Here is an 18869-nt window from a genome sequence, read left to right on the forward strand (position 1 = left end):
CGCTCGCGGGCGAGTGGCTCGACCGGGTCGGCCTGGGGGACTTCGGGAAGCGCCGCCCGGGCCAGTTGTCGGGCGGGCAGGCGCAGCGGGTCGCCTTGGCGCGGGCGCTCGCCACGGACCCGGCGCTGCTGCTGCTCGACGAGCCGCTCGCGGCCCTCGACGCGCGCACGCGCCTCGACACCCGGGTGGAGCTCCACCGGCACCTCGCGGGACTCGCGGGCCCGGCGGTGCTGGTGACGCACGACCCGGTGGACGCGCTCATGCTCGCCGACCGCCTCGTCGTGGTCGAGGACGGGCGGGCGGTGCAGGAGGGCGACGGCGAGTCGGTGACGGCGCGGCCGCGCACGGACTACATCGCGCGCCTGGTCGGCCTGAACCTGTACCGCGGCACGGCCTCGGGGCGGACGGTGCGGCTCGCCTCGGGCGAGGTGCTGGCGACTTCGGAAGCGCTGGAAGGGGATTCGTTCGCGGCGTTCGCGCCGAGCGCGGTGGCGCTGTTCCGGTCGGAGCCGGACGGCAGCCCGCGGAACACGTGGCGGGCGGTCGTCGCCGGGGTGCACCGGCACGGCGACCATCTGCGGGTCCAGCTCGACGGCCCGTTCCGCGCGGCGGCGGACGTGACTCCGGCCGCGGCGGCCCACCTTGGTCTCGAACCGGGCCAGGAGGTCTGGGCCGCGGTGAAGGCCGCGGAGATCCGCGCCTACCCGGCCTGATCCGGACGCGGGGCCGGCGGCGGCGCCCGATCCCGGCCGGTGCCCCGGTGCCAGCTCGCACGACCCGACCCGCTCGGCTCACGCCGCTCGACCCGAGCTGCTCGTTTCACACCGCTCGCCTCACTCGAACGGGTGAAAACCGCGCCGCGGGGCCGTCTGCGGCCCCGAAATTGTCGGACCCCCGCGCAAGCCTGGGGGCCTACGGTCCCCTCTGGGTGGGTGGGGGCTAGGGATGGCCGTACCTCTACTACGTGCGCGACGGCAAAAGCCGCGGTGCCGCAAGCGAAGACCGGATCCCGAACGGCGGACACGGACCGCCAGGACGGCGAAGGCCGGAGGCGCACAGCGCCTCCGGCCTCGGTTTCCCGGTCGCGGGCTTCGCCCCCCGCTTGCGGGCGTTCACCATCCGCGGGGCGGGAGCGGTCCTAAGGCCGCCGCGGCAGCGAGGGCGCGCTTCGCGGCGGGAGCGGGTTCGCCGGCCTCGGGGGCCTCGTCGGCGCGGGCCGCGCGGCGGATGACCGGGAGGCAGGCGAGGACGATGAGGATCGAGACGAGGCCGACCGCCATGAACGCGGTCTGGACGTCCATCAGGGTCGACATCGCGCCGCCGAGGAGGAAGCCGATGAGCTGGGCGGCGTTGACCCGGCCGTTGACGGCGGCGTTGGCGCGGCCGCGGAAGGCCTCGGGGACCCGGCGGGCCACCGCGATGCCGAGCGCGGAGTTCTCGCCGGCGTTGAAGATCCCGCCGATCAGGTTGAGCGGCACCATGAGCAGCACCGAGAACAGCGGCAGCCCCTGCCCGAAGCACATCAGGCCGACCCCGGCCAGGCACGCCATGAGCATCCACGCGAGCTGCACGTCGCGGTCGAGGCGGCGGATCACCGCGGCCGCGATCCAGGCGCCGGCGACCATGCCGAGCGTCCAGCAGGCCTTGATGAGCCCGTACATGCTCTCGGTCGCGTCGTAGACCTCGCGGACCAGGAAGACGCTGAGGACGTTCACCGCGCACATCGCGGCGATCACGGCGCTGAGGCCGAAGACCATCGCGGTGAGCAGCTTGTCCCCGCGCAGGCGCCACGCGGCCTTGACCGTGGCGGCCTGAGCGGCGAGGTCGCGGCGGATGCCGCCGCGGCGGGTGCGGATGTCCAGGCAGAACAGGACGCGCAGCAGCGCGCAGCCCGCGGCGAGCATGAGGGCCGCGCCGGCCGAGTGGGCGCCGATGACGAACCCGGCGACGGCCGGTCCGGCCGCGAGCCCCACGAGCGTCCCGGTCTGGACCATCGCCACCGCGTGCGGCAGGTCCTCGCGGCGGGTCATGGCCGGGACCAGTGCGCTGACGACCGGCTGGTTGATCGCGGTGCCGCAGGCGTTCAGGATGACCAGGCCGTACAGCGCGAGCAGATTGTCGGTGAACGCCATCGGGACGATCGCGGCGACCTGGAGGAGGCCCGAGAGCGCCATCAGCGTGCGGCTGTCGAAGCGGTCGGCCAGGCGGCCGGTGACCGGGGAGAGCACGACCAGCGGGAGGGTCGCGGCGATGATCAGGGCGGCGATGGCGATCCCGCCGTAGCCGTCGGTCTGGAGGCGGAGGGTGAGCGCGAAGTCGGCCGTGAACATGGCCGTTCCGGCGAGGAACGCGCAGGTGGCGGAGGTGTAGACGTCGGACCAGCGGGTCCCGTCGGCGAAGGATGTGAAAGACATATTTCGAAGATACACTTTCACGCCTTGATGCGAAAGACCTTTTTCAGATTTTTCGAAGTAGTTCTTTCATGACTTTCGGTGAGCGCCCTGCGAACGCCCGCGAGCGGGCGGCCCACGCCGCCCGCCTGCCGGTCAGAGTCGCGGGAAGAACCGGAACAGCACGCTGAACACCTGCGTGCCGTCCTCCGGGTCGTGCCCCTCCTCGGCGCGCTTCACCCCCATGTCCACGTACTCCTGCTCCAGCTCCATGAACCTGCGCGTGAACTCCGCCGCCTCTTCGAGCGTCAGGCGCACATGCCCCTGCTGCGTCATCGACGACCGCCGCAGCTCGGTGCTGACGTGCGGCCGCTGCTCGATCCACCGTGCGAAGTTCCGCTCCTGCTGCGCCTGGAACGCCTCGCCCATGGTCTTCTCGATGACCTGGTGGCTCTCGGGCGCACCGTCCTCGGCCTGGATCGAGAAGCTGTGCAGGAGCAGGCGCCACACCCGTTCGCGGGCGTCGCCGCGGCTCGGCGCCTCCTCGATGAACCCGGCCTTCGCCAGCGTCCGCAGGTGGTAGCTCATCGCGCTCGGCGTCATCCCCGCGACCTCGGCGATCTCCGTCGCCGTCGCGCCGTCGAAGCCCTCGGCCCGGCGCTTGGCGAGGAAGTCGAACACGGCCATGCGGGCCGGGTGCGCCAGCGCCTTCATCCGCTCGGGGTCGGTGATCTTCACATGGTCCATGTCGAACTTGCGCGGCCGCGACGGATCCGGAGGAACCGGCGGCGCGGGCGGCTGCGGCAGTTCCAGGTTCGGCGGCTGCGGGATGCCCGGGATCGCCGGAATCCCGGGGATCCCCGGGACGAGCGGGATCGGCGGCGGCTCCTCGCCCGGATGCGAAGCAGATGTTTCAGACATGCCTCAAGCTAACCACGCCGGAGCCCGGGCCGCACCGAGGACCGTGTGGGAAGTCCGTCAGCCCCCGCCGCTCCCGGAGGCGGCCGCGGCGCTGGCGCCCTGCCGGTTCGCGATCGCCTTGCGGGTCGCGGCGCCGGCCCAGTGGGCTTCGGCGAGGGCCTTGAGCTGCTTTCGGTCCGGTCGCCGTTCGCGGTCGGGGAAGACGGCCCTGGCGAGGCCGGAGGCGGCGACGAGGGTCAGGAGCGCGTCGGTGCGGGCGTCGAAGGAGCGGCCGGTCCTGACGGCGGAGGCGAGGCGGGTGCGGGCCTCGTCGCCGGCGCCGGGCCGCGGCAGGTACCGGTTGACGGGGAAGATCCCGAGGGCCTTGCCGCGCTCGTGGCGCAGGGCGCCGGCGGCGACGAGGCCGTCGCGGACGTCCTGCGTGAGGCGCTTGGCGGTCCGGTCGACCACGGCGTGCGGCGAGCGGGGCTTGTCGGCGGCGATGGCGGCGAGGCGGGCGTCGACGACCGGGTCGCCGGTCGGGGTCGGGTCGAGGACGCGGACCCGCTTGCCGTCCACGTCGAGGCGTCCGGCGAGCGCGAGCTCGAACAGGACCGCGCCGGCGAGGCCGAGGTCGAGGTTGCCGCCGGTCCGTTCGCGGCCGGTGGTGCCGTCGTACGCGAGGAGCGCCAGCTCCTGGGGGAGTGTGGACATGCCCTCAGCGTAGGCGGGTCGAGCACGCGGTGCGGCTCATGCGGCGCCGCCGGCGCGGAGCCGGTCGAGCCAGGCGGCGGCGGCGTCGAAGTCGGTGTCGCTCAGGCCTGCCGGGGGCGGGACGGGCCGGTCGGAGTGGTCCCTCGGGTAGGAGCCGAGGTACCTGACGTCGGCGCAGATGCGGCGCAGGCCGGTGAGGGCCTCGCCCATGCGCGCGTCGGCGAGGTGGCCGGTGCAGTCGAGGAAGAACGCGTACCGGCCCAGGCCCTCGCCGGTGGGGCGGGACTCGATGCGGGTGAGGTTGACGCCGCGGATGGCGAGTTCGGTGAGGACGGCCAGGAGCGCACCGACCCGGTCGTGGTCGATGTAGACGACGAGGGAGGTGATGTCGTTGCCGCTGGGCTCGGGCGGGGCGGTAGGGCGCACGACGTGCACGAAGCGGGTCTCGGCGCCGGAGCTGTCGCCGATGTCGAAGGCCTGCACGGGGAGTCCGGCGGCTTCGGCGGTGAAGGGCGCGCACACGCAGGCGTCGAACTCGCCGTCGACGACGCGCTGGGAGGCCTGGGCGGTGGAGAGGGCCTGGTGGACGGCGGCGCCGGGGAGTTCGCGGCGCAGGAAGTCGCGGACCTGGGCGATGGCGTGCGGGTGCGAGGCGACGGTGGCGATGTCGGCGGGGGCCTTCGCGGAGGCGAGGACGAACGTGACGGGGAGGACGACCTCTCCGGCGATGACGAGGGGGTCGCCGCCGACGAGTTCGTCGACGGTGAGGGTGACGGTGCCCTCCTGGGAGTTCTCGATCGGCACGAATCCGGCGTCGACCTCGCCGCGGCGGACGGCGTCGAGGATCTCGGGGATCGAGGCCATGGGCACCGTGGCGGCGGCCTTGGCGGCGGGCAGCCGGCGGAGCGCGGCTTCGGTGAAGGTCCCGCGCGGTCCCAGATAGGCGAACTCCATGTGCCAACGCTAGCAAGGCCGGCGGCCGAAGCCCCGCGAGCAGGGCTTCGGCTTCGTCGCGGCGGGGCGGGCATGAGACGGCGGTCTCAAGGGACACCCGCCTTTCGCGGGGCGGCCGCTGTCGCGTATGCTTGTCGAGCCCAAGCGGAATTCCGCGGTGGTGAGCCGGAGAAAATGGAATGCGTCAGCTCTTGTCGCCTGCCAGGATCAACGTGCGCCCCCATCGTCTAGTGGCCTAGGACGCCGCCCTTTCAAGGCGGTAACACGGGTTCGAATCCCGTTGGGGGTACGACCCAGACGCGGTGCCGGTCACACGGGCGCGGCTGGTATAAATGAAGAGGTCTTACGGCCTTGAAGAACTCGCAAGGGTTCGCCCAAGGTCCCGTAGAGCAGCTAGGAGTGCTCGCCACCCTGTCAAGGTGGAGGTCGCGGGTTCAAATCCCGTCGGGACCGCAGAATCGAAAGGCCCGCTGGTTTTCACCAGCGGGCCTTTTCGCTGTGCTCAGAACAGTGTCGGGCCGGGTTCGTCGGGGAGGGGTCCGTCGTCCGGGTCGGGTTCGGGGTAGCCGGGCGGCTCGTCGGGGACCGGGTCGCCGGGGCGCGGTTCCCAGGACCGGTCGGCGACGTCGGGGACCTCGGCGGCGAGCTCGTCGGCGAGGGGCGTGCCGAGGCGCTCCTCCGAGGCGGTCATGCCCCAGCGGTCGGCCTCGCTGTAGTCCTTCGCGTCGAGGATGTCGTCCTCGACGTCCTCGCCCTCCTCCTCGCCGTCGTCGATGTACCCGTAGGGGTCGTTGTCGTCCGCCATGGCGCCTCCTTCGCTCTCACGCCCAGTGTTCCCCGGGCCGGGGCGTTCCGCACGGATTCCCACGAGACGGCGGCGGGCGGCCCCACCTGCGGGCCTCCTCATTGGTCACGGTCGGTGGTCTCGTGATCATGAGCGGATTTCAAAGCGCGTTCACCGCGAGTTCATTTTCTTCGTTAACCTTGTGATGTATGACGAATAGTGACCCTGTTCCCCTCGTTGACGCCGGTTTGCCACCCGACCGGTACCTCGACCGCGAGGAGAGCTGGCTGCGGTTCAACGGCCGCGTCCTGCGCCTCGCGCAGTCGCCCGAGCTGCCGCTGCTCGAACGGGTCCGGTTCCTCTCGATCTTCTCGAACAACCTCGACGAGTTCTTCATGGTCCGCGTCGCCGGGCTCATGCGCCGCCTCGCCACCGGCCTGCCCGTGCGCACCTCCTCGGGCCGCTCCCCGCACGCGCTGCTCAACCGGATCGCCGGGCTCGCGCACCAGCTGAGCATCGAGCACGCCGAGTACTTCCGCGACGAGATCGCCCCGCTCCTGGCCAAGGAGGACATCGCGATCGTCCGCTGGGCCGACCTGGAGGACGTCGAGCGCGCCCGCATGCAGGAGCTGTTCCGCACCCGCGTGTACCCGGTGCTCACCCCGCTCGTCGTCGACCCCGCGCACCCCTTCCCGTACATCTCGGGGAAGTCCCTCAACCTCGCCGTCCAGGTCCGCGACCCCCGCAACGGCACCACCCGGTTCGCGCGCGTGAAGGTCCCGCCGCTGCTGCCGCGCTTCATCGCCGTCGCCCCCGGCCGCTTCGCGCCCCTGGAGGACGTCATCGCGGCGAACCTGGAGCAGCTGTTCCCCGGCATGGACGTCCTCGCCCACCACACGTTCCGCGTCACCCGCAACCAGGACCTGGAGATCGACGAGGACATCACCGAGAACCTCCTCCAGACCCTGGAGCGCGAGCTGCTGCGCCGCCGCTTCGGCCCCGTGGTGCGCCTGGAGGTCGAGGACACCATCGACACGCGCGTCCTCGACCGGCTCACCGCCGAGCTCGGCGTCGACGAGGAGGTCGTGTACCGGCTCCCTGGGCCGCTCGACCTCGCCGGGCTCGACGCGATCGCGAACATCGACCGGGCCGACCTGAAGTACCCGCGGTTCCGCCCCTCCGAGAAGGTCCTGCCCCCCGAGTCGGACCTGTTCGCGGTCATGCGCGACCGGGACGTCCTGCTCCACCACCCCTACGACTCGTTCACCGCCTCGGTCGAGCGGCTCATCGAGGAGGCCGCCGGCGACCCGAAGGTCCTGGCGATCAAGCAGACCCTGTACCGCACCTCCGGCAAGTCCCCCATCGTCGACGCGCTCATCAACGCCGCCGACGCCGGCAAGCAGGTCGTGGTCGTCGTGGAGATCAAGGCCCGCTTCGACGAGCAGGCGAACATCGACTGGGCGCAGAAGCTGGAGCGGGCCGGCTGCCACGTCATGTACGGCATAGTGGGCCTCAAGACGCACTGCAAGCTCTCCCTGGTCGTCCGGCAGGAGTCGGACGGGACGCTGCTGCGGTACACGCACGTCGGCACCGGGAACTACCACCCGACGACCGCCCGCCTCTACGAGGACTTCGGGCTCCTCACCACCGACCCCGAGGTCGGCGAGGACGTCAACGCCGTCTTCAACCACCTCACCGGCTACTCCCGCGACGAGGACTACCACCGGCTCCTCGCGGCCCCGCACTCCCTGCGCCCCGGCCTGATCGAGCGCATCGAGCGCGAGATCGAGAACCACAAGGCGGGCCTGCCGGCGCGGCTGCGGTTCAAGTGCAACTCGCTCACCGACGAGGGCATCATCGACGCGCTCTACCGCGCCTCCCAGGCGGGCGTCACGGTCGACCTGCTCCTGCGCGGGATCTGCGCGCTGCGCCCGGGCGTGCCCGGTCTGTCCGAGAACATCCGGGTCCGCAGCGTGCTCGGCCGTTTCCTCGAACACTCCAGGGTGTTCGTGTTCGAGAACGGCGGCGACCCGGAAGTATGGTTGGGCAGCGCGGACCTCATGCACCGCAACCTCGACAGACGCGTCGAGGTCCTGGTGCGGGTCCAAGGCGATGCCCATCGCGCGCAGCTGACTTCGCTACTGGACCGCGGTATGGACGACGGCACCCGCACCTGGAAACTGGGCCCCCTCGGGCTCTGGTCCCGCCAGCGGGGCGGCGCGGACCTCCAGGAACAACTCATGCAGGAGCACCGTTGATGCAACCCGAGATCTTCGCCGCCGGCGCCGTCCTGTGGCGCCCGGGCGAGGACGGGCCGGAACTGGCCCTCATCCACCGGCCCAAGTACGGCGACTGGACCTTCCCCAAGGGCAAGCTCAAGCGCGGCGAGCACCTGCTCGCGGCCGCCCAGCGGGAGGTCTTCGAGGAGACCGGGATCAGGCCGGTCCTCGGCCGCCCCCTCGCGCCCTCCTTCTACGACAAGGAGGGACGCCTCAAGCGCGTCGACTACTGGTGCGCGACGCCCGCGGCCGAGGAGGCCGTCGACGAGGCCGTCGACCCGCGCGAGGTCGACGACCTGGAGTGGATCCCGCTCGACCGCGTCGCCGACCGGCTCACCTACGAGCGCGACCAGCCGGTCCTGGAGGACTTCTCCCGCCAGATCGCCCGCGAGACCGTCCCGCTCGTGTTCGTGCGCCACGCCGTCGCCCTCTCCAAGGCCGACTGGTTCGACCAGGACGAGCTGCGGCCCTTGAACCAGCGCGGCCGCGAGCGCGCCCAGCAGCTCGAAGTGCTGCTGTCCGCGTTCCCGTCCGGCACCGCCTACAGCTCCACGAGCGCCCGCTGCCTGGAGACGCTCCTGCCGTACTGCGCCGCCGAGGGCGTCGCGGTCACCGGCCTGCCCGAGTTCACGCTCGGCACCTCCAAGCCCGCCCAGGCCACGGCCCGCCTCGACGAGATCATCGAGTCCGGCAAGCCCGCGGTGGTGTGCGGGCACGGCGAGCACATCGACGAGATGATCGCCTACACCAGCGGCCGCCTCGGCACCCCGGTGCCGGTGGGGCCCTTGGAGAAGGGCGACTTCGTGGTGTTCCATACCGCGAACGGGCGGCTGGTCGCCACCGAGCACCACGACTAGAGCGCAAGAGGGGCGGGGGACCGGTTCGGTCCCCCGCCCTTGTTCGTTCTCCTAGCGGGCCAGGCGGATCGTGTCGACGTAGACGCCGCCCGCGCGGAACACCAGGTACAGGTCCTGGATCCCTTCGGCGCCTTCGAGGTCGGCGGCGGTGTCGGCGAAGTCCTGGAGCCCGGTGGTCTTCGGGACCCGGACCTCGGCGAGCAGCGGGCCGTCGGGAGCCGCGGCGCGGACCTCGATCACGGGGTCTGCGAGGTCGGCCCAGTCGGCGGTCGTGGTGGAGGTGCGCAGCTCGATCCGCTTCGCGCCGTTCAGGTCCGCCTTCGTGAACCCGACGTGGGCGCCCGGGCGGCGCGAGGCCGTCGAGTGGTAGCCGCCCTGGCGCGCAAGCGTGTTGCGCTTCGACACCTCCCAGTAGGTGAGGTCCTGCGCGATCGTGGCCTTCTCCCACACGTTGGCGCCCTGCGACAGGTCGAGTGTCGCGATGTCCTCGCCGTGGATGCGGACACCGGCTTCGGGTCCCTCGCCGTCGATGCCGATCGCGAACAGGTAGTCGCCGGTCTCGACGATCCGCTTCCCGCGCGCGGCGTCCCATACGAACAGGTCCTGCGGGTCCACCTCGATCTCGACGCGGCGGGTCTCGCCGGGGGCGATGTCCTTGGCGCGCTGGAAGCCCGCGAGCCGGACGCCGGGGACGCGGTCGCCGTAGGCCGAGGCGGCGATACTCGCGAAGAGCAGCACGACCTCGTCCGAGGTCCGGGCGCCCGCGTTGGTGACGTCGACGGCGGCGGTGAACCGCTCGGCGGCGTCCACCGCGGACGGCGCCTGGAGGTCGCCGTACTCGAAGTCGGTGTAGCTCAGGCCGTGTCCGAAGCCGTAGACCGGCGCGGCCTTCGAGTACTGGTAGGTGAGCCCGGCGCTGATGACGTCGTATTCGAGCATGTCGACGTCGCTGACGCGGTACGCCTCGGCGCGCGGGCCGGCCTTCGGGAGCGAGGCCGTGTCGGCGAGCCAGGTCGAGGTGAGCCGCCCGGCCGGCGAGTAGTCGCCGCGCAGCGCGTCGGCCAGCGCGGGGCCGAGGGCCTGCCCGGCGTGGGAGGTGTAGAGGATCGCGGCCACGTTGGGGTCGTCCGCGATGTCGCCGATCGCCAAGGGGTAGGCCGAGACCACGACGACGATCGTGGCGCCGGGCTTGGCGGCGGCGACTTCGCGGACGAGGTCGGCCTGGCGGGGGGCCAGGTCGAGGCCGGGCCGGTCGAAGCATTCGCGGGCGTTGACCATCGGGTGGTTCCCGACGAACACGACCGCCCAGTCGGCGTCGGCCGCGAGGGCCGCCGCGGCGCCGGGGCCGCTCTCGACGAGGGTCTCGGTGAGGAGCGGCTCGGCCGGTCCCTTCACGAGCGGCAGCGTGCCGTCCTCGGCGAGGCGGAGGTGGAAGGGCCCGTCGGCTTCGGCGGGCACGTGGTTGACGCCGAAGAGCTCGACCGCTTCGCCGTCGCGGCGGTAGTGGAGGTTCTGGTGGGTGAACCAGGCGTCGCCGTCCTCCATGGCGGTGGCGACGGCTTCGAGGCGCGGGCCCCCGCCGCCGGTGGCGCCGGCCTGGTTCTCGAAGGTGGCCGGGCCGTCGGCGCGCTGGAGCAGGTTCGCCTGGACGAACTTGCCGGTGGCGTTGTGGCGGAACATGTGCTGCTCGTGCGCCCAGTCCCAGACCTCGAAGGTCTCGGCGCCGCCGAGGTGCTCGGCGCGGGCGGCGAGGGCCCCGTCCTCGGCGACGGTGACGTAACGCCCGCCGACCTGCCAGGCGACGGTGTCGTTGCCGCTGTGGTGGGTCACGCGGCCGAAGCGCTCGCGGAGGGCCTGGAGGGGGCTGGGGCGGCGGTCGGCGGGGACGGTGGGGCTGTAGAAGTCGCGGAGGTTGAGGTCGGCGAGCGGGCCGACGACGGCGATGCTCGCGGTCTCGGGGAGGGGCAGGGCGGCCCGGTCGTTCTTGAGGAGCACGAGCTGCTCGCGGGCGGCGCGGCGGGCGAGCGCGATGTGCTCGGGCCGGTCCTGCGGGTGGGGGTCGGCGGGGATCAGGTTGTACTCGCAGGCGTCGCCGTCGAGTCTGCCGGTGCGGACGAGGAAGCGGAGCCAGTCGCGCACCGCCCGGTCCACATGGGACATGCTGACGCCGAGGACGCCGCGCCGGACGGCCTCGGCCGCGTTCGGCACGAACGGCAGTTCGGAGCCGTCGTGGAAGTGGCTGACCCCGGCGAGGAGCATGAGCGCGGAGGCGTAGACGCCGTTCTCGGCCTCGTCGATCGCGAGGCCCTGCTCTGCGGCGAGGGCGGTCGGGTAGGGCACGTCGCCGCGCGGGTCGACCTGCCAGGTGTCCCACGGCTCGCCCTTGGTGGTGTGCAGGTTGACGCCGTCCCAGCCGTCGGGGAGGAAGAAGAACTCGCCGTCCTCGGCCCATTCGCCGCGCAGGGTCTGCATGATCGGCGAGATGATCGACGGCACGCCGTTGACGTTGTTGTACGCGGTCATCGCGCCCATGACCGCGCCGGCTTCGACCGGCATCCGGTAGGGCACGACCTGGTACTCGTGGAGTGCGCGCACGCTCATGGAGGAGGAGCTCTGCGCGCGGTGCCACTCGTGGTCGTATCCGAGGAAGTGCTTCATCTGCGTGAAGGTCTTGACGTACACGGGGTGGCGTCCGCGCAGGCCCCAGGCGTAGGCGGTCGTCATGGCGCCGACGTGGAGAGGGTCTTCGCCGAAGCCCTCCTCGAAGCGGCCGGCGAGCGGGTTGGAGCGGATGTCGGCGACGGGGCCGAACGAGGCGTACACGTGGGTGTCGCGGGCGCGCACCTCGTGGGCGACGGCCGCGCCGACCGCCTCCATCAGCTCGGTGTCCCAGGTCGCGCCGAGGCCGATGGCCTGCGGGAAGAACGTGGCGTCGGGCTTCTTGCCGGAGCTGTGCAGGACCTCGTTGAACGCGTTGCCGAAGGCCGGGAGGACGGTGCCGTCGGCGAGGACGGTCTCCGGGATGCCGTTGAGGCAGGCGAGCTTCTGCTCGTCGGTCATGAGGGCGAGGACGGCGTCGACGCGCTCGGCGACGGGCCGGTTCGGGTCGAGGTGTGCGGGAGCGCTCATTCGGGTCCGATCGGTCGGTGTCTGGTCCCCTCGACATTACGACGGACGACCAGACAAATTCAACCGGGTTCTCGCACGGCGGCGGAACGTGAACGGAGGTTCCGGGGCAAAACGGACACGGGGTGGCCCCCCGTTTCAACGATGACACCGGGGTCCGACACGAATCCCCAGGGATCCCTGGGATCCCTACAGCGCTGGACGACCCGTGATCGTTCGGTTCGTTACGATTCCTCTCATGAGCCCCGGCCCCCAAGGAACATCACTCGGCATCGACTTCGGCACCTCGCACACGATCGCGGTGGTCCGCCGCGCCGACGGGAGCGTCCGCCCGCTGCTGTTCGACGGCGCGCCGCTGATGCCCTCGGCGGTGTGCGCCGACTCCGACGGGGGCCTCCTCGTCGGCAAGGACGCCGTCCACGCGGGCCGCCGCCACCCCGAGCGCTTCGAGCCCAACCCGAAGCGCCTCATCGACCGGCCCTCGACGCTGCTGGGCTCGCGCGAGTACCCGGTCCCCGACCTCATCGCGGCCGTCCTCGACGCGGTCGCCGACGAGTGCCGCCGCGTCGTGGGCGTGCCCGCCCAGGTGACGCTGACGGTGCCCGCCGAGTGGGGCCCGGCCCGCCGCCAGGTCATCGAGGACGCGGCCGCGCGCTCCGGGCTCGGCCGGGTGCGCCTGGTCCCCGAGCCGGTCGCCGCGGCGACGTACTACGCGGAGGCCCTCAAGCACCGCACCGCGGTCGGATCGTCCATCGTGGTCTACGACCTCGGGGCGGGGACGTTCGACGCGAGCGTGGTGCGCCGCACCGAGACCGGGTTCGAGACCGTCGCGCTCGACGGCCGCAATGACCTGGGCGGCCTCGACATCGACGCCGCGCTCATCGAGCACCTCGGCGGGGTCTACGGGGACCGCGACGGCTGGAAGCGCCTGCTCAACCCCACCACGACCGAGGAGCGCCGCCACTTCCGCGACTTCCAGGAGGAGGTCCGCGGCGCGAAGGAGCGGCTCTCGCGCCACCAGCAGTCGGACATCGCGATCCCGCTGCTCGAAGTTGAGGCGCACCTGACGCGCCACGAGCTGGAGCTCATCGCCCGCCCGCACCTGGAGCAGACGATCCGCGTGACCCTCGCGGTCATCCGCGCCGCGGGCCTGAACCTGGCCGACAGCGCGGGCGTGTTCCTCGTCGGCGGCGCCAGCCGCATGCCCTTGGTCGCCACCATGCTCCACCGCGAGCTCGGCGTGGCCCCCACCGTGCTCGACCAGCCGGAGGTCGTCGTCGCCGAGGGCTCGGTCCTGTGGACGCAGTCCGAGGCCGCGACGCTCACGTTCAACCGCCCCTACACGCCCGCCCCGACCCCGGCCCAGACCGCCCTCGCGCCGCTGACGCCGCAGGCCGCCCCCGGGCTCCTGTTCCCGCCGCGCACCGAGCCGCAGACCCAGTACCGCCCTGCGCCGCAGCACGACACGCCGCCCGCACCGGTCTCCCCGCCCGCGTCCCCGCCGCGCCAGACCCTGCCCCCGCGGACCGCCCAGCCGGTCACCCCGCCCCTCTCGGTCTCTGGCGACGGCCCCGAACCCCCGGAGTCGGACGCGGACCGCGAGCGCCGCAAGCGCAACGGCCGCCGGTTCCTCGTGTGGTTCGTCGTGGTCGACCTGCTCATAGTCGCCGCCCTCGCCTGGTACTTCAACCGCGACGAGGGGACCGACGAGAACGGCGACGACGGCACGGGCGGCGAGGTCCCGGCCGCGACCTCCTTCTCCCCGAACTTCTCGCCCGACGAGGCGGGCGCGCTCCTGACCGAGATCGACGGCGCCCACGGCGAGAACGGGGTCCGCGCCCTGGTCGCCGTCGAGGTCCCCGAACCGATGCTGTTCTCCGCGGGCGACGACGGCTTCATCCGCCAGTGGGACCTGACCACCGGCAACCTGGTCGACGAGTGGGACCTCGAAATCGGCGGCGTCCAGGCGCTGCTGGAGACGAACTCCTTCGACGGCGACGACTACCTGGTCGCCGTCGGCGCAGGGTGGGCCCCGCACGTGTGGACGCCCGCGACCGGGGAGTTCATCGAAGCGGGCCTCCCGGAGATGGTCGCCGACGGGACCGAGATCGAAGGCGTGCGGGCCGGCCCGGTCGACGGCTACGCCGGGTACGGCGTGTACAACGGCAGCGAGTTCGAGCTGTACGACCTGGAGAACCAGGAGAGCCTCGGCAGGTGGCCGCTTCCGGACGGGTACGGGTACCCGCGGGTCGTCACCACCGCTGAGAACTACCTGACGGAGATCGTCGCGGTGACCTCGTCGCACGAGGTCGACCTCATCGACGGCAGGACCGGCGATCCCTACGGGCTGGCGATGTCCTCCGAGGAGATGGCGGGTGTCACCACGGAGGCGTTCGGCGTCGTCTACTACGAAGGCACCCCGTACGCGATGCTCTACGGCAGCGACAAGCTCCTGCACTTCTGGGACCTGCAGGAACTGGTGAACTCCACCGCCTCGGTCTCGTACGAGGACAGGGACGACAACTACCACTTCGAGATGGTGGACACCGTGAACGGCACGTCGCTGCTGCGCCTGACCAGGTACACGAAAGAGGCCAGCGCGATCGCGATCGACACCGGCGAGGTGATCGACTTCGCGCCGCAGGACGACGGCACCTTCACGAAATTCGTGAGCGTCGAGGTCGACGGCGTCGACTACGCCGTGACCGGCGACGAGGACGGCGACATTCAATTCTGGAGTCTGGGACAGTGATCATCCTGGTCGTCGCGGCCGTCATCGTGGCCGCAGTAACCGCATACGCCATCTGGGCCGGGGGCAAGGAGCACCGGATCGAGACGACCGCGCACCTGGACGCGCGCGCGAACGAGGTGTGGGCGGTCCTGACGGACTTCCCCGCGTACGGGGAGTGGAACCCGTTCATCACCGAGATCTCCGGGCTCCTCGCCGAGGACGAGCGCCTCGAAGCGGTCTTCATGCAGGGCAGCGGGAAGCCGCTGGCGTTCAAGCCGCGCGTGCTGCGCGTCTCGCCGGCCCGGCAGATCCGGTGGCTCGGGCGGCTCGGTCCGGGCGGGCTGTTCGACGGCGAGCACTACTTCGTGCTCGAACCGCAGCCGGACGGCTCCACGGTCCTCACCCACGGCGAGCGGTTCACCGGGATCCTGGTGCCGCTCATGGCGAAGACCCTCGTCGACACCGAGCGCGGCTTCACGTCGATGAACGAGGCGCTCGAAGCCCGCCTCAAGTCCGTCCGAGACTAGACGCGGTACAGAGATTCGCGCCGCGGCCCTGGGGCCGCGGCGCGAGTGGTTTTCCTTGCAGCGCTCGGTGTCCCTTAGAGGACGCCCGCGCCGGCCAGCTCGGTCACGCCGGAGACCGCGTCGGAGGCCGTGTCCGCAACACCTTCGGAGGTGGTGTTGCCGACCAGACCGCCGGCGAGGCCGCCGACCACCGGGGCGCCGCTGACGACGCCGCCGACCGCGTCGAGACCGGGGACGGGGAGGGCCTCTTCGTTGAGGTCCACGTCCGCGGCTTCGGCGTTGGCGAGCTCCTTGTGGCTGTCGTGCTTGTCGTGGTGGTCGTGTCCGGGGATCTCGGCCTCGGAACCGCCGTCGCACGAGGCGGTGGCGACACCGAGGATCGCGATGGCGTTGCCGCACACGTTGATCGGGGCCTGGATCGGCGCGAAGACCTGGTTGCCGTTCCCGAGGCCCACGTTGTCCTGGCTGGTGAGGTTCCCGGCGCCCGAGTAGTCGGCGTCGGCCCCGCCGTCGCAGCCCGCGTCGGCCGCGCCGCCGACGGCGATCGCGTTGCCGCAGGCGTTGATCGGCGCCTGGATCGGCGCGAGCAGCTGGTTGCCCGACAGCGCGCCGAAGTTGCGCTGGGTCGTGGTGTTGCCCGACTCGGTCACGTGACCCGACTCGGCGATGTCGGCGGTGGAGCCGCCGTTCGACCCGGCCCAGGAGTGCCCGCCGACCGCGGCGGCGATGCCGCTGACGTCGACCGGGGCCTGGACGGGCGCGAACGCCTGGTTGCCGTTGCCCAGGCCGGTGTTGTTCTGGCTGAGCAGGTTGCCCGCGCCGTCGAAGTTCGCCTCCGAGCCGCCCTCGCAGCCGGCGTCGGCGGTGCCGAGGACGGCCGCGGCGACGCCGCAGATGTTGACGGGCGCCTGGATCGGCGCGACGACCTGGTTGCCGGAGACGGCCCCGACGTTGTCCTGCGTGGTCGTGTCAGGCCCGGTGGCGTGAGCGGTGCCGGCGCCGGCGACGAGGACCGCCCCGACTGCGACGAGTCCGGTCTGCGCGGTCTTGCGAGCCCATGAGTTGTGCACGAAGTTCACCTTTCAGGGAAATGGTTGTTGCTGTTCCATCACGTCCCCCGTGAAGCTCCGTGGCTCCAATGGCTTGTGCGCGTTCGAGGAAGGCGAGCTGGGTCTCGCCTGAGAACGGGGTGCTATTGAAACCGGGAGAGTTGTCGGGCGGCGGGCCGTCCGGTCGGTCGGACGCGGGCACGCTCGCGCGGACTCGGCGGTGCACCGCTTCGTCGCGTTCGCTTGCCTGCGTCCGGGTTCCGGGCCGGACGGACCCGTCGTCCGTGTCCGGCCGGGCGCGGCGGGCGCTCGGCCGTGGTACGAGCCCTAGAAGGGCAGCGGGACCGGGAGGCCGCCGCCGAGACCGCCGAGCAGGTCGCCGACCGGCAGGGCGTCGAGCGGGGAGCCCTGGGGCGCCTCGTCCTGGCCGCCCTTGTTCGGGTTCTCGGCGGGCTTGTCGGTCTTGGCCTCTTCGCCGGAGCCCGAGGGCACCAGCATGTTGAGGCCGGGGACCGCGCTGACCGCGCTGAGTCCGGGCACCTTGTCGGTGACGCCGGAGGCCATGCCGGTGACCTGGTCAGCGGCGGGAACCGGGAGCCCCCCGAGGGCTTCCGGAGTCGCCATGACGAGGTCGCCCGTGGACTCCTCGACGTTGTCGGCGGCCTGAGCGGCCGTCCCCGCGAGCAGCAGAGCCCCCGTGGCGAGGCCCCCGACGAGGCCCGCCGTACGCACAGTGCGCATCTTCATCTGCTTCATTGCCTTTCTTCGTACCGCTCTGGACCGGTCGTCGGCTGGGGAAGCAGCACTGACCGGACCGCCGGGCGGTACAAGATCGCTGAATTGTCCGTGGTCGACAAGCGGCTGATGGCGGCGCGCGCCGAAGCCGCGCCTGCTCATGCGACCCCCAGCCGCGACCGCACCGGCTGGATCGCCGGCGGATCGGGGACCGCGCTCGCTGTCCGGTGGGCCGGTGACACTCCGGCCCGGCCGCATCTCGTGCGGCCACCCTGACTAACTGGAGAGGCGGGGGCGCGGTTACGCCCAGACGCGAAGAAATTCGAAAAAGATGCGATGTTGCGCCCCCGGAATGTGAGGATGACGCATATGCCCGAGTCGACGGGACACTGGGGACGCGAAACGGCCCTTCACGCGAACGTGAAGGGCCGCAATGAAGAACGTGATTCCGGCTACCGCACCCGGGGCAGGATCATCGTGTCCGTGTGCCCGGCGCCGCCGTTCTGGTCCTCGCCGCCGCCCCGCTTGTTGCGGATCAGTTTGACGATGCGCGCGATCACGAACCACGCGAACAGGCCGCCGATGATCACGACCACGATCTTGCTCAGCAGGCCCGAGTACTCGGCCAGGATCGGCTCGATCGACGGGCCGAACGCGAAGCCCAGCCCGATCCAGATCCCGTTCCAGAGCACCGAGCCGACCAGGGTGTAACCGGTGAACTTCCAGAACGGCATCTTCTCGATCCCCGCCGGGACCGAGATCGCGCTGCGCACCAGGGGAAGGCAGCGGCCCGCGAGCACCGCGATGCCGCCCCACCTCGCGAAGAACTTCTCCGAGCGCTCGAAGTCCTTGAGCTCCAGGAGCGGCAGCTTCTCGAACAGCCACCTCGTGCGCTCGCGCCCGAAGAAGTAGCCGACGTAGTAGAGGATGTAGGCGCCGGCCATCGAGCCGAGCGCCGCGAAGAACATCGCCAGCCAGAAGTTCATGTGCCCCTGGTAGGCGAGGAACCCCGCCACCGGGAGGATGAGCTCGGAGGGGATCGGGGGGAAGACCGACTCGATCGCGAGCGCGAGGCCGACGCCGACCTCGCCGAACTTCGTGATCAGGTCGAGCACCCAACCGATGATGCCGTCGTATTCGTCGGCGTGGGTGACGTCTCCCGTGGAGGCGGCCGCCAGTGCCAGTGTTCCGCTGAGCATGTTGGTCACGCCGCCAGCGTATCCGGCTCGCGTTCGGGCCCGCCTCGGTCATAGGACCGAGATCGGGCGGCCACCGGGCGGGCCCTGCTCGGCCAGGTGTCGCGCGGCGTGCGGAGCCAGGCCATACTTAGTGGTAATCACGCGCTTCTCACGGCTCGCACGCCCGGACAGCGCTGGCGTATCGCAGGTTGAGGGGGCTTCGATGAGTCGCACGGTCGGGCCGTACAACGATGTCGCGACCGCGCGCGTCGAAGGCGCCTACGAGCTGTGCGAGGGCAAGGACGGGAACGGCCGGCCCGTCCAGATCCTCACCCTCGGCTCCACCTCCTCCAAGGACCCCGCCCGCCGCGGCCTCCTCTCCGACACCGTGGCCTGGGCCTACGCCACCGCCGGCCCCGAGGACGCCCCCATCCTCGTCGCCGACCTCGAAGCCGAGCAGCCGTACGTCGTGGTCCTGCGCGACCCGCGCCTGCGCGGCGCCGACCGCATCATGGACCGCCTCCTCGCCCTCGGACCCGCGACCGGGCCGCTCCCGGTCGGCCCCGCGGCCGCCGCGCAGCGGGCCGCCCACCAGATGGCCGCCGCCCAGCGCTCGGCCGCCCCCGCCTCGCCGTCCGGGCCCCC

General features: G+C 71.7%; 15 protein-coding genes and 2 tRNA genes. 8 read left to right on the forward strand and 9 right to left on the reverse strand.

Translation table 11 applies throughout. From position 1 onward, the window contains the following. The coding region (locus DI269_RS18775; protein WP_157975082.1) for an ABC transporter ATP-binding protein at positions 1 to 713 on the forward strand (713 nt) is incomplete at its 5' end. Between the two features lie 399 nt (positions 714 to 1112). On the opposite strand, the gene DI269_RS18780 is transcribed toward DI269_RS18775, so the two are convergent. From DI269_RS18780 to pheA, 4 genes are all read right to left on the reverse strand, one after another. Beyond that, positions 1113 to 2414, reverse strand: coding sequence for an MFS transporter (locus DI269_RS18780; RefSeq protein WP_112138649.1), 1302 nt, complete (start codon positions 2412 to 2414; stop codon positions 1113 to 1115). 132 nt (positions 2415 to 2546) lie between these two features. Continuing rightward, positions 2547 to 3311 (reverse strand): ArsR/SmtB family transcription factor, encoded by a 765-nt coding sequence (locus DI269_RS18785; RefSeq protein ID WP_198667548.1) that lies wholly within the window; start codon positions 3309 to 3311, stop codon positions 2547 to 2549. Between the two features lie 57 nt (positions 3312 to 3368). After that, a complete protein-coding gene (locus DI269_RS18790; RefSeq protein ID WP_112138653.1) occupies positions 3369 to 4004 on the reverse strand; it encodes a GOLPH3/VPS74 family protein in 636 nt (211 codons plus the stop codon). Between the two features lie 36 nt (positions 4005 to 4040). Then, positions 4041 to 4958 (reverse strand): prephenate dehydratase, encoded by a 918-nt coding sequence (pheA, locus tag DI269_RS18795; protein WP_112138655.1) that lies wholly within the window; start codon positions 4956 to 4958, stop codon positions 4041 to 4043. A 216-nt stretch (positions 4959 to 5174) separates the two neighbouring features. Here pheA and DI269_RS18800 point away from each other — a divergent pair. Together DI269_RS18800 and DI269_RS18805 are read left to right on the forward strand one after the other, a co-directional pair. Continuing rightward, positions 5175 to 5247, forward strand: a tRNA-Glu gene (locus DI269_RS18800). A gap of 89 nt (positions 5248 to 5336) precedes the next feature. After that, positions 5337 to 5411: transfer RNA gene (locus DI269_RS18805), tRNA-Asp, on the forward strand. A gap of 49 nt (positions 5412 to 5460) precedes the next feature. On the opposite strand, the gene DI269_RS18810 is transcribed toward DI269_RS18805, so the two are convergent. Then, positions 5461 to 5763: a hypothetical protein gene (locus DI269_RS18810; RefSeq protein WP_112138657.1), complete on the reverse strand. Its 303-nt coding sequence runs from the start codon at positions 5761 to 5763 to the stop codon at positions 5461 to 5463. Between the two features lie 188 nt (positions 5764 to 5951). Here DI269_RS18810 and DI269_RS18815 point away from each other — a divergent pair, with 188 nt between their 5' ends. Both DI269_RS18815 and DI269_RS18820 read left to right on the forward strand, forming a co-directional pair. Next, positions 5952 to 8000: an RNA degradosome polyphosphate kinase gene (locus DI269_RS18815; RefSeq protein WP_112138659.1), complete on the forward strand. Its 2049-nt coding sequence runs from the start codon at positions 5952 to 5954 to the stop codon at positions 7998 to 8000. Further along, positions 8000 to 8878 carry an NUDIX hydrolase gene (locus DI269_RS18820; RefSeq protein WP_112138661.1) on the forward strand — a complete coding sequence of 293 codons (879 nt, stop codon included), beginning with the start codon at positions 8000 to 8002 and terminating at the stop codon, positions 8876 to 8878. The genes DI269_RS18815 and DI269_RS18820 overlap by 1 nt, the downstream gene beginning before the upstream one ends. 51 nt (positions 8879 to 8929) lie before the next feature. On the opposite strand, the gene DI269_RS18825 is transcribed toward DI269_RS18820, so the two are convergent. After that, the gene (locus DI269_RS18825) at positions 8930 to 12007 is read right to left on the reverse strand and encodes a glycoside hydrolase family 3 C-terminal domain-containing protein (protein WP_112138663.1); all 3078 of its coding nucleotides are present in this window, start codon (positions 12005 to 12007) and stop codon (positions 8930 to 8932) included. Between the two features lie 235 nt (positions 12008 to 12242). On the opposite strand from DI269_RS18825, the gene DI269_RS18830 reads away from it, so the two are divergent. Together DI269_RS18830 and DI269_RS18835 are read left to right on the forward strand one after the other, a co-directional pair. Next, positions 12243 to 14756 carry an Hsp70 family protein gene (locus DI269_RS18830; protein ID WP_112138665.1) on the forward strand — a complete coding sequence of 838 codons (2514 nt, stop codon included), beginning with the start codon at positions 12243 to 12245 and terminating at the stop codon, positions 14754 to 14756. Further along, positions 14753 to 15262, forward strand: a complete 510-nt coding sequence (locus DI269_RS18835; protein WP_198667549.1) for an SRPBCC family protein — start codon at positions 14753 to 14755, stop codon at positions 15260 to 15262. The genes DI269_RS18830 and DI269_RS18835 overlap by 4 nt, the downstream gene beginning before the upstream one ends. A 74-nt stretch (positions 15263 to 15336) precedes the next feature. Here DI269_RS18835 and DI269_RS18840 read toward each other — a convergent pair whose 3' ends face one another. The 3 genes from DI269_RS18840 to DI269_RS18850 form a co-directional block, all read right to left on the reverse strand. Next, positions 15337 to 16332: a chaplin family protein gene (locus DI269_RS18840; protein ID WP_198667550.1), complete on the reverse strand. Its 996-nt coding sequence runs from the start codon at positions 16330 to 16332 to the stop codon at positions 15337 to 15339. A gap of 306 nt (positions 16333 to 16638) precedes the next feature. Continuing rightward, positions 16639 to 17052, reverse strand: a complete 414-nt coding sequence (locus DI269_RS18845) for a hypothetical protein (protein WP_157975083.1) — start codon at positions 17050 to 17052, stop codon at positions 16639 to 16641. Positions 17053 to 17498: 446 nt separating this feature from the next. After that, positions 17499 to 18245: a DedA family protein gene (locus DI269_RS18850; RefSeq protein WP_232822817.1), complete on the reverse strand. Its 747-nt coding sequence runs from the start codon at positions 18243 to 18245 to the stop codon at positions 17499 to 17501. Positions 18246 to 18447: 202 nt separating this feature from the next. Between DI269_RS18850 and DI269_RS27205 the strand changes: the two genes are divergently transcribed. After that, positions 18448 to 18869, forward strand: a 422-nt coding sequence (locus DI269_RS27205; RefSeq protein WP_157975084.1) for a hypothetical protein, incomplete at its 3' end; no start/stop codon positions are given.

Origin of the sequence: Glycomyces dulcitolivorans, assembly GCF_003265355.1 — a bacterium.
Lineage (GTDB): Bacteria > Actinomycetota > Actinomycetes > Mycobacteriales > Micromonosporaceae > Glycomyces > Glycomyces dulcitolivorans.

What these genes read in the sequence shown, in the direction of transcription:
- DI269_RS18780 (WP_112138649.1), bottom strand. Translation starts at nt 2,414, where the DNA reads ATGTCTTTCACATCCTTCGCCGACGGGACCCGCTGGTCCGACGTCTAC.
- DI269_RS18785 (WP_198667548.1), bottom strand. Translation starts at nt 3,311, where the DNA reads ATGTCTGAAACATCTGCTTCGCATCCGGGCGAGGAGCCGCCGCCGATC.
- DI269_RS18790 (WP_112138653.1), bottom strand. Translation starts at nt 4,004, where the DNA reads ATGTCCACACTCCCCCAGGAGCTGGCGCTCCTCGCGTACGACGGCACC.
- pheA (WP_112138655.1), bottom strand. Translation starts at nt 4,958, where the DNA reads ATGGAGTTCGCCTATCTGGGACCGCGCGGGACCTTCACCGAAGCCGCG.
- DI269_RS18810 (WP_112138657.1), bottom strand. Translation starts at nt 5,763, where the DNA reads ATGGCGGACGACAACGACCCCTACGGGTACATCGACGACGGCGAGGAG.
- DI269_RS18815 (WP_112138659.1), top strand. Translation starts at nt 5,952, where the DNA reads ATGACGAATAGTGACCCTGTTCCCCTCGTTGACGCCGGTTTGCCACCC.
- DI269_RS18820 (WP_112138661.1), top strand. Translation starts at nt 8,000, where the DNA reads ATGCAACCCGAGATCTTCGCCGCCGGCGCCGTCCTGTGGCGCCCGGGC.
- DI269_RS18825 (WP_112138663.1), bottom strand. Translation starts at nt 12,007, where the DNA reads ATGAGCGCTCCCGCACACCTCGACCCGAACCGGCCCGTCGCCGAGCGC.
- DI269_RS18830 (WP_112138665.1), top strand. Translation starts at nt 12,243, where the DNA reads ATGAGCCCCGGCCCCCAAGGAACATCACTCGGCATCGACTTCGGCACC.
- DI269_RS18845 (WP_157975083.1), bottom strand. Translation starts at nt 17,052, where the DNA reads ATGCGCACTGTGCGTACGGCGGGCCTCGTCGGGGGCCTCGCCACGGGG.
- DI269_RS18850 (WP_232822817.1), bottom strand. Translation starts at nt 18,245, where the DNA reads ATGCTCAGCGGAACACTGGCACTGGCGGCCGCCTCCACGGGAGACGTC.